The sequence below is a fragment of the Phenylobacterium aquaticum genome, from assembly GCF_947378715.1.
GTDB lineage: Bacteria > Pseudomonadota > Alphaproteobacteria > Caulobacterales > Caulobacteraceae > Phenylobacterium > Phenylobacterium aquaticum_A.
The window spans coordinates 1-15,815 of the sequence record NZ_CANCLE010000029.1 but is presented as its reverse complement, the minus strand read 5'-3'; the positions used below and the strand labels follow the sequence as shown (position 1 = coordinate 15,815).

The 15,815-nt window shown below is 65.8% G+C and carries 15 protein-coding genes and 1 tRNA gene; 6 read left to right on the top strand and 10 right to left on the bottom strand.

Annotated features, from left to right (window positions below):
• The first annotated feature begins 66 nt into the window (after window positions 1–66).
• On the top strand, window positions 67–840 hold the full coding sequence (locus Q7P21_RS06115) for a hypothetical protein (protein WP_369695335.1): 774 nt from the start codon (window positions 67–69) through the stop codon (window positions 838–840).
• A 52-nt stretch (window positions 841–892) separates the two neighbouring features.
• Complete coding sequence (locus Q7P21_RS06110; protein ID WP_304176215.1) at window positions 893–2,605, top strand: ShlB/FhaC/HecB family hemolysin secretion/activation protein; 1,713 nt, start codon at window positions 893–895, stop codon at window positions 2,603–2,605.
• 137 nt (window positions 2,606–2,742) lie between these two features.
• On the opposite strand, the gene Q7P21_RS06105 is transcribed toward Q7P21_RS06110, so the two are convergent.
• Window positions 2,743–3,858, bottom strand: a complete 1,116-nt coding sequence (locus Q7P21_RS06105; protein WP_304166320.1) for a transporter substrate-binding domain-containing protein — start codon at window positions 3,856–3,858, stop codon at window positions 2,743–2,745.
• A 438-nt stretch (window positions 3,859–4,296) separates the two neighbouring features.
• On the opposite strand from Q7P21_RS06105, the gene Q7P21_RS06100 reads away from it, so the two are divergent.
• Complete coding sequence (locus Q7P21_RS06100; RefSeq protein WP_304166323.1) at window positions 4,297–5,754, top strand: MFS transporter; 1,458 nt, start codon at window positions 4,297–4,299, stop codon at window positions 5,752–5,754.
• Window positions 5,755–6,418: 664 nt separating this feature from the next.
• Here the strand turns inward: Q7P21_RS06100 and Q7P21_RS06095 are convergent.
• The 3 genes from Q7P21_RS06095 to Q7P21_RS06085 all read right to left on the bottom strand — a co-directional run bounded on the left by Q7P21_RS06095 (window position 6,419) and on the right by Q7P21_RS06085 (window position 8,428).
• Window positions 6,419–6,508: transfer RNA gene (locus Q7P21_RS06095), tRNA-Ser, on the bottom strand.
• 46 nt (window positions 6,509–6,554) lie between these two features.
• Window positions 6,555–7,400, bottom strand: a complete 846-nt coding sequence (locus Q7P21_RS06090; RefSeq protein ID WP_304176213.1) for a hypothetical protein — start codon at window positions 7,398–7,400, stop codon at window positions 6,555–6,557.
• Between the two features lie 104 nt (window positions 7,401–7,504).
• Window positions 7,505–8,428: a lipopolysaccharide assembly protein LapB gene (locus tag Q7P21_RS06085; protein WP_304166329.1), complete on the bottom strand. Its 924-nt coding sequence runs from the start codon at window positions 8,426–8,428 to the stop codon at window positions 7,505–7,507.
• 140 nt (window positions 8,429–8,568) lie between these two features.
• On the opposite strand from Q7P21_RS06085, the gene msrA reads away from it, so the two are divergent.
• Window positions 8,569–9,222, top strand: coding sequence for a peptide-methionine (S)-S-oxide reductase MsrA (gene msrA, locus Q7P21_RS06080; protein WP_304166331.1), 654 nt, complete (start codon window positions 8,569–8,571; stop codon window positions 9,220–9,222).
• Complete coding sequence (locus Q7P21_RS06075; RefSeq protein ID WP_304176211.1) at window positions 9,219–9,560, top strand: MmcQ/YjbR family DNA-binding protein; 342 nt, start codon at window positions 9,219–9,221, stop codon at window positions 9,558–9,560. The genes msrA and Q7P21_RS06075 overlap by 4 nt, the downstream gene beginning before the upstream one ends.
• Window positions 9,561–9,816: 256 nt before the next feature.
• Here the strand turns inward: Q7P21_RS06075 and Q7P21_RS06070 are convergent, their stop codons facing one another.
• The 6 genes from Q7P21_RS06070 to Q7P21_RS06045 form a co-directional block, all read right to left on the bottom strand.
• Window positions 9,817–10,539, bottom strand: coding sequence for a DUF599 domain-containing protein (locus Q7P21_RS06070; RefSeq protein ID WP_304166337.1), 723 nt, complete (start codon window positions 10,537–10,539; stop codon window positions 9,817–9,819).
• A complete protein-coding gene (locus tag Q7P21_RS06065; protein ID WP_304166341.1) occupies window positions 10,539–11,876 on the bottom strand; it encodes an MFS transporter in 1,338 nt (445 codons plus the stop codon). The genes Q7P21_RS06070 and Q7P21_RS06065 overlap by 1 nt, the downstream gene beginning before the upstream one ends.
• A 68-nt stretch (window positions 11,877–11,944) precedes the next feature.
• Window positions 11,945–12,100, bottom strand: coding sequence for a DUF3309 family protein (locus Q7P21_RS06060; RefSeq protein WP_304166344.1), 156 nt, complete (start codon window positions 12,098–12,100; stop codon window positions 11,945–11,947).
• A gap of 84 nt (window positions 12,101–12,184) precedes the next feature.
• Window positions 12,185–12,592 (bottom strand): DUF983 domain-containing protein, encoded by a 408-nt coding sequence (locus tag Q7P21_RS06055; RefSeq protein WP_304166349.1) that lies wholly within the window; start codon window positions 12,590–12,592, stop codon window positions 12,185–12,187.
• A 294-nt stretch (window positions 12,593–12,886) separates the two neighbouring features.
• Entirely contained in the window at window positions 12,887–13,024 is a 138-nt protein-coding gene (locus Q7P21_RS06050) for an entericidin A/B family lipoprotein (RefSeq protein WP_304176209.1), read from the bottom strand.
• A 94-nt stretch (window positions 13,025–13,118) separates the two neighbouring features.
• The gene (locus Q7P21_RS06045) at window positions 13,119–14,585 is read right to left on the bottom strand and encodes an NAD(P)/FAD-dependent oxidoreductase (protein WP_304176207.1); all 1,467 of its coding nucleotides are present in this window, start codon (window positions 14,583–14,585) and stop codon (window positions 13,119–13,121) included.
• 242 nt (window positions 14,586–14,827) lie between these two features.
• Here Q7P21_RS06045 and Q7P21_RS06040 point away from each other — a divergent pair.
• Window positions 14,828–15,815: pentapeptide repeat-containing protein (locus Q7P21_RS06040; RefSeq protein WP_304176205.1), on the top strand; the 988-nt coding region annotated here is incomplete at its 3' end.

Genomic DNA, 15,815 nt, shown 5'->3' with positions numbered 1-15,815 from the left:
GAAAACAATATGGCTCCAGGATTAATTGAATCTATCCACGGATTGCCAAATATATTCATTTGGCTCTTGATCGTGATTGTAAATCTACTGCTTTTCATTGTTCTGCCGTTGTCCGTGCGGCGGCTCCTGAAGATCGAGATCGCCCCCGAAATCGCCAGGGGCGCTGATGACGCATTCAAAAACACGGTCACCCTGACCATGGCGTTGATCGCCTTTTCTCTCGTGCAGGTGGAGGGCCTCCATCGAAATGTGGCGGACCTGGTCTCGCGGGAAGGCGCCATCCTGCTCAAGTTTGACCGGACCCTTCAGGATCACCCGGGACCTGTAGCCGCATCGGTCGAAAGGCCGCTTCGCGCCTATGTTTCGAGCGTGATCCAGGCGGAGTGGCCGGCCATGGCCGGCGGCGATCGAAGCTTGGCGACCACGACGAAACTGGCGGCTCTCAGCGCCAGCATTGGGCAGCTCGATCAGGACTCCGGGGAAAGCGCGGCGCTGTTGGGCGAACTCAAAGGCCAGTTCATCCAGCTCAAGGATATTCGCGAGGCGCGTCTCGCGACGAGCCACATGAATCTGTCGCCCTATTTCTGGTGGGGCATATTGGCTGCGATGACGTCCTTGATGGTTTTGGGCTGGTTCCAGACCCCCGTAGAGAAGGCCATCCCGTATGTCTCCGGCATCGCCATAGGCCTGTCGACGCTGCTGTCCATTCTGATTGTAAGCTCAGGCATATTCGAGGGCGAAAGCCGGGTGCGGCCTGATGCGCTCCAGAGGACGCTTGCGCTAATGGACGCACCGCAAGCGATGCCGGCCAGGCCGTCTTCAACACCGTCCGGACGCTGAGGTCGTGGAAGCGCGCGCGCGTCGCCTCGGGAGACTGGTCTTGGCGTCTGCCATGGCGCTCGCCGGCGGGCTGGCGCCCACCAGCGGCCTGGCGCAGGCCATCGAGCGCAATCTGCCTCGCTCTGAGCCGAGGCCGGACGCGCCGGTCATAACGCCAGCCCCCGCGCTTCAAGATGATGCGACGCCACTAGGCCCCCAACTTTCCGCCCTGATCCTCCTCGGAGGGGCGGATGCAGCGGACCTCGGGGCGCCCCAGCCTCGAGGCATCGACCTGCATCGTGTCGAACGGCTCAAGGACACGGAGCGGCGATTTCAGGCGTTCTTGGGTCGCCCAATTTCACGGAAGCTGATTTCAGAAATCGAGGCCGAAATATTGGAGATACATCGTTCCCAGGGACATCCGCTGATCAATATCTCCGCACCGCCTCAAGATATAAATGATGGCGTGCTCCGGATCCGGGTCATGGAATTCAAATTGGGATCGGTGAATATTCCAACAGGATCGCCTTTAGAAGGCAAATATATTACAGATCGGGTGCATTTGAAGCCGGGAGATGTCGTCGATACGAATGTATTGAGCGAAGATCTTGAATGGCTCAATCGCTATGCCTTTCGCCAGATCACCGTGGCGTTCTCGCCGTCACAGCGCCCCGGGAGCGCGGACGTCAAGTTGCAGGCTGAGTCCGCCCGCCCATGGCGCGTGTCGGCTGGCTACGCCAACAGCGGCACCCCTCAAACCGGCCTCGATCGGTACTTCATAGCGGCGCAGGCCCGCGTTCCCGGCCTGCGGGACGCGGTTGCGAGCTATCAGAGCACAGTGTCGGGGGACGTCCTGCTCGACCACGGACAAATCTTCCATCCGGCGCCCGATCCCCTCTACCGAAGCAACGGCCTGAGCCTGATCGTGCCCACGCTTCCCAGGCAGTCCCTGGAGCTCACGCTGAACGATATCCAAACGAACCAGCCGTTTGAGGCGTTCATCGCGAATTCTTCCATCCTGGAGGCGAGCGTTGGCTATCATTCCGCCGCATCGGGCCTGGGGCTCGGCATGCCGGGGGAGTTTTCACTCGGGTTGGAAGCCCGGCAAAGTGTCAGCAAGATCAAATTTGACGGCGTCGTCGTCAACGACGCCCGCTTTGATGTCTATCAGCTGTTTCTGGGATACGCGTGGCGCGGCAACAGCCGTCTGGGCGCCGCCCAGGTCGCCACGAATGTTCACATCAGCCCGGGCGGGGTCAACGCCCACAATACCGATCGCGCCTTCGCGGGCTACTCGACCAACCGTTTCATCAGCGCAGAATACTCATACGCAACAGCGGGGATTACCTTGCTTTCCCCATCTTTTTCAACGATGGGGATAGATGATCTTCAGTTGTACAGCAACCTAACGGCTCAATATGCGAATAAGTCCATGCCCGCCACTGAGCAAATGGGGCTTGGCGGCGCCTCGGCGGTCAGAGGTTATACCTTAGACGACGGCGCGTTCGACTCTGGCGCTGTGTTGAGAACGGAATTGAGGCGCAGATCGGCCAGTCTGTTGCGGAGCGACGACGCCTTGACATCCAGCGTCTTCCTGGACGTCGGATATGGAAAGGCAAACTATACCAGGGAGGAGCAGACGGCCGCCGCCATCGGTGCGGGGGTGAACTACCGACTGGCCCAAAGGCTGACGCTGTCCCTTGACGTCGCCGCACCGCTTAGTGATCTGGGCGGCACCCGTTCGGGCCGCGCACGCGTCCAGAGCCTACTCGCCGTCAGCTTCTGATTTTTGATCCTGCGCCGTCTCGTCAGAGGCATGTTCCACAGACCCCATCCGCTGCGAGCGCCGGCGTCGTGGCAGGGACGATCGGAGCCAGACTGAACACGCCTCGAACGGCGGGAAGCTAACCCTGCAGTCTGGATCTATTTCTTGCCGAAATACTGCTCGTTCAAGCGGTCATAGGTGCCGTCTTCACGCAGCAGCAACAGGGTCGCGTCGACCTTTCTGCGGAGGGGCGAGCCATCGTGGAATACGTGTCCATAGTCCTCGGTATGGAAGATCGGGCCGACAGTTCTGACCCGTCCCGCGCGTTGTCGGGTAGCCATATATTGCAGGACCGGCGCGTCATACACCACGGCGTCCACGCTGTTGTTCATTAGAGCCTGATATGCGTCGTCTATGGTGGGGAACACCGAAACCTTGGCGCCCGTGGTCTGGAGGAAGGCGGCCGAGGTGCTCCCCTGAAGCGTGCCGACATTCTTGCCTGGCAAGTCCTGAGGCCCGGAAATTTCGGCCCTGAATTTCTCGACGGTCAGCGAGGCTGTCAATTGCGCCGTGTAGAAGGCCACAAACACGATGCTCGCAAAGGTCCAGAACAGCGCGAAGAGCCGGGCCAGCCATTGTCTCGGCATGGAATCCGCCGACCCGGTGATCGAAGACAGGCCCCAAAAGAGCGCCTCGAAGATCCCGGGGAAGTAGGAGTTGCTCTGAATAATGCCGTTGTTGTGGTTTCGTTCAAAGAACCAGATGACATGCGCAGGTATCACGGAGAGCAAAAACGCGATGCCGAACCAGATCAGCATGGCCTTCGAGAACAGGAGTTTCAGGATGCTCTTGAGCGCGGTCGATTCGGCGGGCGCCCGCTCTTCTCGAACCAGGATTTGTAGCCCCGAGTTCATGATGGGTTGCGAAAATTCGTAATGCATCGTGCGTTCGGCAGTGATGGAAATCGCGCCCACCCCGACGTCAGCGGCGCCGGAGGCCACGTCTTCAAGTTGGCCTTTGACGCTCGAGGCGACCCGGAATCGGGATTCCCAATTTTGTCGTTCCGCGATCGCGTTCCAAAGGTCGATGCTGTAGCCGGTGAATATTCCGTTCTTTTGTTCGACGAAGGGCGGCAGAACTCGGACCGACACAGTCAATATTCGCCCGTGATTCTGTTGCGCCGCAGCCACCGTTTGCGGCGCGGCTAGCGCACCGGAAGAAAACGCACTGCTGAATAGTGTCAGTAACGCCAACAATCGGATAATATAAATCATTCAAATTGACCTAGGAGACCAGGGCAAATTCAAACTATCCTGGCGCTGTACCTCACGCAAGGCCTTCCAAGTCCTGAGATTGGCAACTTGAGAGGGTGTTTGTCGCGAGAAAGCTGTATGTTGACACTTGAAAGTGTTTTGAAGGCCACCTGTCGGGCCGAAATATTTTGACGGCGCCTCAGTCGTCGCGAACGTCACTGCACAAGCAGGGGGGGCGTCGATCGACACCAGGGCAGGCCCCCTGATCCAAGCCATCGAGGCGGAGGTGCGGAAGGCCTGAACCTCGGTTCCATCCAGGATCCTTCGGGACCCTTGTTGTAATAACCGTCAATATTGATATCGACGGTGGCGAGCTGGGGCGTCAACGGCCCCCGGGGCGGGCCTGTCGAAAGCGCCCGGCCCGCGGATGCGATCCGTGGCCGAGAGGGGGGAAGAGAATTGCCGGATATTGAAGTTTCTGCGCCCGAAGCGGGGCATGGCCCCGTCGCTCGGCCGCCGCTGGCGGTGAAGCTGGCCTACAGCCTTGGCCAGGCCGCCCAGAATGGCGGGTTCGACACGGCGATTGGCTTCATCTTCTTCTACTATTCTGCGGTTCTTGGTCTTTCGGGCGCGCTCGTCGGGGCGGCGCTGGCGGTCAGCCTGGCGTTCGACGCCGTTGTGGACACGGTGGTCGGCTCCTGGTCGGACAACCTCAGGTCTCGACTGGGTCGGCGCGTCCCCTTGATGATGCTTGCCGCACCGCTGGTCGCGATCTCGGTGGGCCTGCTGTTCTCGCCGCCGTCGGGCCTCGGTCAGGGGGGGCTCTTTGGCTGGTTGACGGTCATGTCGGTCGCCGCGCGCAGCACCATCTCCCTCTTCAACGTTCCCTACATCGCCCTTGGGGCGGAAATGGCGACCGACTACGCGGAACGCACCAGCGTGGTCATGTACCGGGCCGTTGCCGGGCTGGTGACGGCCGTGATGATCACCGCGACGGGCTACTCCCTGTTCTTCGCCAATGGGGGCCTGCAGCGGCCCGATGGCTATCCCGGGTTCGGATGGTCGGTTGCTGGTCTCCTGCTTGTCTGCATGACCCTGTGCTGCCTGGGCGTATGGCGCTACGCAGCCCGTCTGCCGCAGCCAGAGCAGGCGCCTGGGGCCATGTGGCGGCGCCTGCCCGGTGAGGTTGTCGAGATCTTCGGCAATCGCTCATTCCGCCTGCTCTTCGTCTCCGCGGTCATTTTGTTCGCAGCGCTGGGGCTCAACGCCAGCCTCAACAATCACGCCTTCATTTTCGTGTGGCGTATGAAGAGCGAGCTGATCCAGTTTATCGGCTACGCCTACATGGTCGGAATACTGTTGGGTGTCACCGGCGCACCGATGCTCCAGAAGCTGATGGAGAAGAAGAATGTCGTGGTCTTTGGCTTCGGCCTTCTCATCGCCAACTGGCTGGTCCTGCAGGGCCTGATGATGGCCGGGGTCTACACCCCGCTCGGAAACGCCGCCCTTCTGCCGATGCAGATCAATTCCTTCGTGGCCGGCATTGGCACGGGCTTCGTGTCGGTTGCCTATCCGTCGATGATGGCCGACGCCGCCGATGAGCACGAGCATCTGTTCGGCCGGCGCCGGGAAGGCCTCTACTTCGCCGGCCTCGGGTTCGCCGGCAAGGCGGCCACGGGCCTTGGGGTGATGGCGGCGGGTATCGCCCTGGACTTGGTGCATTTCCCCAAGGACGTCGGCCGGTCGGTCGGCGCCGTTCTGACCCATGACATGCAGGTGAGGCTGGTGCTCATCTGGGGCCCGGTCGCGGCCATGGTCGCTATCGTGTCGCTCGTGATCTTCGCCTCCTACGGCATCACCCGCGCCCGCCATGCCGAGATCGCGCGGGCGTTGGGGCGCACGTCCCAGGCGGGCTGAACCGCAGCTGGAGCGGCTGGCGGTGCGGGCAAAGAAGGGCAGGGAAGCCACATTCAGGATCAGACGGCGCGGTTACATCGGCCGACGCACTACGCCATCGAGCAAGTACCGCTGACGTGGTCTGATCGGCGGGCGACGCCTCTGGGCGATCCGGCAGGCAAGTGGCTGTGTCCCACATCCGACCGGATCCGCCAGGTCACCTGACGCGCCGCCAGCAACTGCGCAAGCCGCACGCCCCCGGCTAAGCCCTTGCGTCGCGTTTCAAACCTGGCGTCTTTCGAAGTCGGGGGAACGGCCCAAGGGAAGTCATCTACGCGCAGGCCTCGGCCTTGGCGTCTATGTCTCTCCTCCATGTGAGACCCGATGGGACACTTCCCAAATCCGGAAGGTCCACTAGTCGCCAGTGCTCCTGCTCGGGGTGAGTCGGCTAGGAGACCCCCGCCTGCACCCACGGGGTTAGGGGACCACCAGGTTGGCTGTGCCGCCTGAGGGTGGTCACCTCGGCCGCCGACCTGGCCACTCCAAATCTATCGAGGGTCGAAATTGTCCCGGACTTTCCCGGAGCGTCCTCGCCAATCCAGCCCCAATGTTGGGGTGATTATTGGGGTGGGGAATTTCGGGGTTCCAAATAAATAAGCCAAATCAATCGCCTATGCGAAAGAAATGGCGGTGAGAGAGGGATTCGAACCCTCGTTAGGCTTTCACCTAAACACGCTTTCCAAGCGTGCGCGATCGACCACTCCGCCACCTCACCCCGTTCCGACGCGGGGCGCACCCCTCGCGGAAGGCGCGCAATATACTCAGGACGCCTCGCGGGGCAAGCGGACTTGCAAGGTCGCCGCAAGTCGGCGCGGATTGAACAGGGAGCGGGACTGCTCGCGGACCAATCCGGCCTCTAGCGTGACCGTGTCGCGCCGCCATCGGGCGAGCCCCTCCAGGGGCGGCGGGCCTTGGCCGCGCAGGGTCTCGGCCAGGGCGGCCAGGCGGTGATCGGCGGCGAGCAGGGCCTGCTTCTGGGGGCTGAGCGCCGGGTCGGCGAAGCGTTCGTCGATCAGGCCCAGGCGGGCGCGGGCGCCCGCGATCATGACGAGGGCGGCCGGTCGGTCGCCGGCGGCGGCCAGGGTCTCGGCGGCGGCCTCGGCGCGGCGGGCGTCGTCCATCAGGTCGGCGACGCTGACGGCGTGGTCGGCCGGCGTGGGGCAGGCCCCGGGCGACAGGGCCCGGACATAGTCGGCCAGCCCCTGGAGGACGGCGGGGGGCGGCCGGGGGCCGTCGAACTCCTCCGTGACCAGGCCCTGGATGAAGCTCTCGAGCGCCCGGGTCTGGGCCGTCTGGTCGATCTTCAGCCGCGCCTTCGGGCCGCTCAGGTCGGGGATTGGCCGGGGATCGAAGACGCCGTCGTCGCGATGGGTGCTGAACAGGGACGAGGTGACGTCCGCCGTGCCGGGCGGGCCGGAGACCCCTGGAAAGGCGAAGTCCGGATTGGTGCGACCGGCGCGATGACAGGTCTCGCAGGCGACGCCTGAGCGCGCGGCCTGGCCGCCCAGCACCACGGGGGTGCGAAAAGCGGCGCGGCCGATCTCCACCGATCGCCGGGCGGCGGGATCGGCCGGCAGGGCCAGGCACTCGGCCGGCGTGGTGGTCATGGCCCGGACAGGGTCGACCGCAGGCGCGAGCCACCTCAGGCCCCGGAGCGGCGGGCCTGGCGTGGCGGCAAAGGCGAGGCCGGCGGCGAGCGCGCCGGCCAGAGCTATAGCTGCGGTTCGTGGCCGACGGCGATCCAACGGCGCAGCTCCTCGGCCTCGGCGCAGCCATAGGCGCAGATATGGTCCAGCCGGGCGAGCAGGGCCCGGGCGCCGGTCATGTCGCCGCGCTCGACCTTCAGCTCGCCATAGTACTCGGTCGCGCCGCGATGCTCCGGCGCTATGGCCAGGGCCTGGCGGTAGTAGGTCTCGGCCCGGTCGAACTGGCCCTTCTTGCGCCAGGCATAGCCCTGATAGGTCAGGATGTCGGGGTGGGGGCCGAAGACCTCTCGGGCCTGGGCCAGGGCGGCGAGGGCGTCGTCATAGCGATGCTCATTGATCAGGCTGACCGCCTGGACATAGGCCGTGTCGCCGGCGGCGGGGCCGGCGAACAGCATGGGGGGCGGGCTGAGCGCGGCGGCGGGGGCGGCCCCGATCGCCGCCTGGACCGCGTCGATCGCCGTCTTCAGGGGGCTTGAGTCGGCGCAGGTTCCGCAGGTGGTCGCCCTGGCCTTCAGCCAGTCCAGCTCGACCTGGGCCTTGGGGTCCTTGAGACCGGCCAGGGCGAGGCCCAGGCCCTGGTGGCCCTCGATGTCGTCGGGCGCCAGCTTGACCGCTCGCTCATAGGCGCGGCGGGCGCCCTTCAGGTCCCCGGCCCCGGCGCGGGCCAGGCCCAGCAGGCGCCAGCTCTCGACACTGTTGGGCGCGGCCTCGGTCACATGGCCGAAGGCGCGGGCGGCGGCCTTGTAGTCCTGGACATTGAGCGAGGCGATGCCCTTGGCGTATTCCGCCGCCGGGTCATAGGTCGGGGCCGAGGCCGAGGGCATGTCGCCGCCGCCGCCCCCGCCGCCGCCGGAGCCCAGCGCCTGGCCGGCCAGCCCCAGGCTGAGCGTCGCGCCGATGATCAAGCCTGCCCGCCATGATGGCCGCATCGTCGCCTCCCTGAATTTGTTTCGGATAACAGTGTCATGAAATCGCCGCTGCGTCAGGGGGCCTGGCCGACCGTGCATTCACGAGCCTGTGCGCCTATATTGGCGGTCAAACCCGCTCCTGATCCGAAAGGCGATCTCCCATGTTCTTCGCCAAGAAGTCCCTCGACCTGCCCACCGCCGACACCGCCCTGAAGGGCCGGCCGATGGCGCTGCCGACGGCGGACACCCACTTCATCAACGGCCACGCCCTGAAGGGCCCCTATCCGGAGGGCCTGGCCCTGGCCCAATTCGCCATGGGCTGCTTCTGGGGCGTTGAGCGCAAGTTCTGGGACGTGCCCGGCGTCTGGGTCACGGCGGTCGGCTATGTGAACGGGATCACGCCCAATCCCACCTATGAAGAGGTCTGCTCGGGCCGCACCGGCCACACCGAGGCGGTGCTGGTGGTCTATGACCCGGCGGTGGTCAGCTATGAGGCCCTGCTGAAGCTGTTCTGGGAGAACCACGACCCGACCCAGGGCATGCGCCAGGGCAATGACATCGGCACCCAGTACCGGTCGGGCGTCTATACCTACAGCCCGGAACAGGCCGCCGCCGCCGAGGTCTCGCGCGACGCCTATCAGGCGGCCCTGAAGGCGCGCGGCTATGGCCCGATCACCACCGAGGTCGCGCCCGCTCCGGAATTCTATTTCGCCGAGGACTATCACCAGCAGTACCTGGCCAAGAACCCCGCCGGCTATTGCGGTATCGGCGGCACCGGCGTGACCTGCCCGATCGGCGTCGGCGTCGCGGTTTGACGCCTGACGCGTTCAAGGCCGCCGCCCTGGCCCTGCCCGCCGCCACCTATGTGGTGCAGTGGGGCGGGGCGGACGTCTTCAAGGTCGGCGGCAAGATCTTCGCCGTGATGGACCTGGGCGGCGCCTTCTCGATCAAGGTCAGTGATATCGCCTATGAAGCCCTGACCGAGAGCGGGGCGGCGCGCCCGGCGCCCTATCTGGCCCGGGCCAAATGGGTGGCCTTCGACGATCTGGAGAGCCTCAACGGGGCCGAGGTCTCGGGCTGGCTGGCCAACGCCCACGCCCTGGTGGCCGCCAAGCTGACCCGCGCCGTCAAGCGCGAATTGGGGCTTTCCTAGGCTTGGCTACCGACGGGCTTGGCTATCGTCTGTGTCGGTAACGGAGTTGCTCCCCTCTTGGGGGAGCTGTCAGCGTAGCTGACTGAGGGGGACTTTGACTCTCTCAGCTGAGCTCCGAGCCACTCAAGAAGACCATCAAAGTCCCCCTCAGTCGCCCATTCGGGCGACAGCTCCCCCAAGAGGGGAGCAGCCAGGCCGCGCCAGGCCGTCGCGACGTTTCATGTGCGATCGCCTTCCTTAGCGAAGGAACAGCAGCCTAATCCTGCTCGCGGCTTTCCAGCAGCCTGCGGATGTCGCGGATGGCGCCGGCCGACTGCGAGCGGCGCTGGCGGCCGATCAGCAGCAGGGTCGCGCCGGCCGTGGCGGCGATGAAGGCCGGCGCGCCGAACAGCCAGGCGGCTGCGGCCAGGGCGAAATAATAGCCTCGCACCCCGGCGTTGAACGATGACAGGGCCGGATTGATCAGCCGCGAGGCCGCCTCGCCATAGGCCTTCTCGAAGGCTGGATCGTGGGTGTCGGGCGCCGCGCCGACGGCGGCGATACAGTAGTTCATCTGGCGGATCGCCCAGATGAAATCGAGCAGGCCCCGGGCCAGGGTGACCAGCACCAGGGCGATCTGGCCCTCGAACAACAGGCGCGAGGAGGTCTTCAGCACCAGCAGGCTGGAGGCCGAACGGAAGGTCTGCTCGCCGCCGAACAGGGCGCCGGCGGCCGCCGCGATCAGGATCAGGTTCGACGAGGCGAAGAACGAGGCTGAGTTGAGCGCGTGGCCGAGCAGCTGGCCGTCCATGAACCGGTTCTCGCGCACGGCCATGTTGCGCATCCAGGCCGCCCGGATGACGGTCATATTGGTGTTGATCACCCCATGCCCGCCCGACGACGCCTTGAGCAGGGGCTGGTAGGCCAGCCAGACCACCAGGAAGAAGGCGAGCGCCGCCAGGTCCAGGGGCGACAGGGGCAGTTGGGAGAGCGGGCGCATCAGTCCTCGACGATCAGGCTGTCGCGGTTGGTGTTCTTCAGGGTCAGGGTGATGAGGAAGGCGGCGGCCATCACCACGGCCACATAGACGTAGAAGCCGCTCTCATGGTGGGCCTGCTTGAACCACAGGGCGGCGTATTCCGCCGAGCCGCCAAAGATCGAATTGGCCAGCGCATAGGGCAGGGCCACGCCCAGCGCCCGGATATGGGCGGGGAACAGCTCGGCCTTCAGCACCGCATTGACCGCCGTGTAGCCTGACAGGACCGCCAGCAGCAGCACCACCAGCAGCACGGCGGCCAGCGGGTCGTGGGTCACGGCGATCTGGCTCATCACCGGGAAGGTGGCGATGGCCCCGACCGAGAAGGCGAACATCAGGGTGGTCTTGCGCCCGATCCGGTCGGACAGGGCGCCATAGAGCGGCTGGATCAGCATATAGGCGACCAGGGAGGCGGCGCTGATGCCGGTGGCTGTGTCCTTGGAGAAGCCCGAGGTGTTGACCAGGAACTTCTGCATGTAGGTCGTATAGGCGTAGAAGGCCAAGGAGCCGGCCGAAGTCAGGCCGAAGATGGTCCAGGTCTCGCGCGGGTAGGTCAGGAACAGGGCGAGCGTCGGCGGATGCTTCTCGGTCTTGGCGCCGGCCGCCTGGACGGCCAGGAACGAGGCGCTCTCCTGCAGGCCCATGCGGATGAAGAACACCACGATGGCCAGGCCCGCGCCGATCACGAAGGGGATGCGCCAGCCCCAGGACTCCAGGGCGGCCTTGGGCAGGGCGTGCTGCAGCACGATCAGCACGGCCAGCGCGGTCAGCTGGCCCATGATCAGGGTCATGAACTGGAAGCTGGACCAGAAGCCGCGGTTCTTCTTGCCGGCCACCTCGGACATATAGGTGGCGCTGGCTCCATATTCGCCGCCGAGCGACAGGCCCTGGACCAGGCGCGCGGCCAAGAGGGCGAAGGGCGCGGCGGCCCCGATCATGCCGTAGTCTGGCATGATGGCGATGGCGAAGGAGCCGGCGCACATCATCGCCACCGACAGGGTCAGCGCCTCGCGGCGGCCGGCCTTGTCGGCGTAGAGCCCCATGATCCAGGCGCCCAGCGGCCGGGCCAGGAACCCGGCCCAGAACACCCCGGCGGTGCCCAGCAGCTGGGCGGTGGTGTCGCCCTTGGGGAAGAAGTGCTTGGCGAAATAGAGGGCGAAGGAGGAATAGGCGAACCAGTCGTACCACTCGACCAGATTGCCGGCCGAGCCGCCGAGGATCGCCCGGGCCCGGGCCAGGGGCGTGAGGCCAGGCGCCTGAGCCTCGATAGGCAGTTCGCCGCCCGCTTCCGTCGCTGTCATGAAGTCCCCCCGAACCGGTTCAGGCGTGACCCTAGAACGGCCGGGGCCTCAGGCGAAGGGCGTGCGGCCTATATCCGGCCCATCAGCAGCAGGATCACCACGATGACCAGCACCAGGCCCAGCCCGCCGGACGGAAAATAGCCCCAGGTGCGCGAGTGGCCCCAGGTCGGCAGGGCGCCCACCAGGGCCAGAACCAGGACGATGAGAAGGATGGTCCCCAGCATGAAATCTCTCCACGGCGCCCGACCTGAACGGTCTGGCTTGCCTAGGAAGAGAACGGGCGCCGGGGCGCGCCGGTTCCGGCGGGCCTATTCCGCCAGGTCGGCGCTGTGCAGGGCCTGGTCGGCTTCCTTGACGCCCATGGCGTAGAGCACGCCGATGAAGGCGCCCTTGATGCGGGGCAGCAGGATCAGGGTCAGCAGGCCGAGCGGGATCAGGGCGCCCGGCACCATCAACAGCGGCGGCGCCTGCCAGATCACCGGGAACAGCAGCAGGGGCGCCACGAACAGGTGGGCGACGATCAGGATGGTGAAATAGGCCGGACCGTCATCGGCCGGATATTGCGACAGGCTGTGGCCGCAGGCCGGGCAGGCCGGTTCGACCTTGAGGTAGCGCCAGTACATCTTGCCCTCGCCGCAATGAGGGCAGCGACCCTTCAGGCCGCGGGTGAGGGCGCGCAGGACGTTGGGTCGTTCGGAACTCGACATGGCGGCTATATGCTCACTTGTGGCGGGCAGCGGAAGTATGACGCGCCGTCGCATGCGCGAAAGATGCGGGCGAAGAGCGCGCGACCCCAGGTGCGAACCTGCCCGGGGACAAGATCAGGAACCCGCCCGGTCGTCACCCGTTTTGGGCAAGGAACGGGAGAACACCGTCATGGCGCCGGAAAATAGGACGCCCGAACCGACGGAAGATACGTCGGCCGGGCAATCGCCCGGCGAGGCGGTCCCCGCCGTGTCGCCGGAAGATCTCGCCCGGATCGCCGAGGAGGCCTCCCGCCAGGAGGACTCTTAATGCTTGGCCTTGTCCGCCGTATGGCTGACGACCTTGCCGGCCGCAGAGATGTCCTGTCCGACGCCGGCGACAGTGTTGCAGGCGCTGGTCATCAGGGCGGCGGCAGCGACGGCGAGGATCACGATTTTACGCATCAAGAGCTCCTTGGGGGATCGGTGCGCCTGACCCTGCGGTCAAGCTTCGGCGTTTTTTAGGCGCTGAAGCCGACCTGGGGCAATCCAGAAGACTCTAGGCGGCCTGCTTGCGCCGCGCGGGGTTGGAGAACTCCATGACCCCGTCCTCCACTCCGGCGAACTTCAGGTTCATCAGGTCGACGGCGTAGTTCTGGTCGAGCTTCCAGGGCGCCTTGGTCCCCTGCTTGGGGAAGCTTTCCATGGCGCGCTGCACATAGCCCGAGGAGAAGTCCAGCCAGGGCTGCTCGCCGATGCTGGGGTCGGTGCGGCGCGGCGTCGCCTGGCGCTGGCCGGTGCGGTCCATGTGGTTCAGGAGCCGGCAGACATAGCCGCAGGTCAGGTCGCACTTCAGCGTCCAGGACGCATTGGTGTAGCCGAAGGACGAGGCCAGGTTCGGCACGTCGGAATACATCATGCCCTTGTAGGAGAGGGTCTTGGCCGCCTCGACCCGGCGGCCGTCGACGGTGAGCTCCAGCCCGTTCAGGGCCTTCAGCACCAGGCCGGTGGCGGTGACGATGATGTCGGCGTCGAGGTCCTGGCCGGACTTCAGCTTGATGCCGGTGGGGGTGAAGGCCGCGATATGGTCGGTCACCACCGAGGCCGATCCGGCCTTCAGCGCCGCAAACAGGTCGGCGTCCGGCACTAGGCACAGCCGCTGGTCCCAGGGGTTGTAGGTGGGGGTGAAGTGGGTGTCGACGTCGTAGTCGGGGCCCAGCTGCTCGCGCACCATGCCGATGATGCTCTTCTTCACCTGCTCGGGGTTCTTGCGGGCGAAGTTGTAGAAATACATGCCGAACAGCACGTTGCGCCACCGGATGATCGCATAGGCCAGCTTGGCCGGCAGCTTGCTGCGCAGCCAGTTGGCGAAGGCGTCCTCGGCCGGGCGCGACACCACATAGGTCGGCGAGCGCTGCAGCATGGTGACGTGGGCGGCGGTCTTGGCCATTTCCGGGACCAGGGTCACGGCGGTGGCGCCGGAGCCGATCACCACGACCTTCTTGCCCGTATAGTCGAGATCTTCCGGCCACTGCTGGGGATGGACGATGCGGCCCTGGAAGCTGTCGGCGCCCGGGAAATCGGGGGTGTAGCCGCCGTCGTAGCTGTAATAGCCGCCGCACAGGAAAATGAAGTTGCAGGTGAAGGCGCGGGTCTCGCCGCCCTCGACGGCGGTGATGGTCCAGGCCGCGTCCTCGCTGGACCAGGCGGCCGAGACCACCTTGTGGCCAAAGCGGATGTGGCTGTCGACGCCGTGGTCGCGGGCGGTGTCGCGGACATAGCGCAGGATGGAGGGGCCGTCGGCTATGGCCTTGGCCTCGGTCCACGGCTTGAACACATAGCCCAGCGTGTACATGTCGCTGTCGGAGCGGATGCCCGGATAGCGGAACAGGTCCCAGGTGCCGCCGATCGCCTCGCGGCCCTCGAGGATCGCATAGGTCTTGGTCGGGCAGTCGGTCTGCAGGTGGACGGCCGCGCCGATCCCCGACAGACCCGCGCCCACGATCACAACGTCGAAATGCTCCACGTCCGTCCCCCTGATGTCGCGCCCGCTTTTGGGGGCGGCGTATGGCCTGCGCCTTGGCGGCGCGCCCGCGTGCTCCGGGCCTTCCCATCCTCCATGACGTAAGGGAGGTCGCCGCGCAAGTCTCAGGTTATCGGCGATAACCTGGCCCGGGGTCACGCCCTGCCAGGTCTGGGGGGCAGGTCTTAGGGGGCAACCTTAGGAGAATGTGCAGGACTCCAAGCCTAGGCTTGGGCGTCATGAACATGCGCTCCCAGCCTCTGAGCCCCAAGGCGGTCACGGTCGAGGCCGCCGAATTCGAGGCCATGGTGCGCTCGCACGAGGGGTTCCTGGCCGGCCAGCCGGGTTCGATGCGGGCCCTGCCGCGCTATGTGATCGCCCACAGGATGCGCTGCGAGGGCCGGCGCCTGAACGAAGCGGACTTCACCGGGGCGGACCTGACGGGCTCGATCTTCATCGGCGGCGACCTGACCCGGGCCGCCTTCTATTGCGCCACCCTGGCGAAATGCGACTTCCGCAACGCCCGCCTGCTGCGCGCCGATCTGCGCGGCGCCAGCTTCGCCGGTGCGCGGCTGGGCGGGGCCATGCTGGACGAGGCCGACCTGCGCGCCGCCACCCTGTGCATCGTCGACGAGAGCGGCGGTCTGCGCCGGTTGGGAGCGGGGGCGAGCTTCACGGGCGCCAGCCTCAACGGCGCGCGGCTGGACGACGCCACGGCCTTCGCCGTCGACTTCTCCAACTGCTCGCTGAAGGGCGCGCGGCTGCGCAACGCCAATCTCAAGAACGCCAATTTCCGCGACGCCAATCTGGGCGGCGCCGACCTCACCGGGGCCAGGCTGCAGGGCGCGACCCTGACCGGGGCGATCCTCACCGGCATCGATGTCAGCCGGCTGGGTCTGTCCAGGACCGAGCTGGCCGACTGTGTGCTCGATCCGACCCCGGAGGCCATCGCCCGCCTGGGCGAGATCCGCGCCGAACTGGACCAGGCCGAGCTGTGGGCCAAGACCGATGGGGCCGAGGGCCGCCCGGCCCAGCTGGACGGCGCGGACCTGCGCCCGGCCGCCGCCAGCTTCCGCGAGCGGGTGCTGGCCGGCTTCACCGCCAAGGCGCTGATGGCCATCGGCGTCGACTTCTCGCTCAGCCAGCTGCAGGGGGCCAATTTCGACGGCGCCGATCTGCGCGGCGCCGACTTCACCGGCGCGGACCTGCGCGGCGCCAGCTTCAAGGACGCCA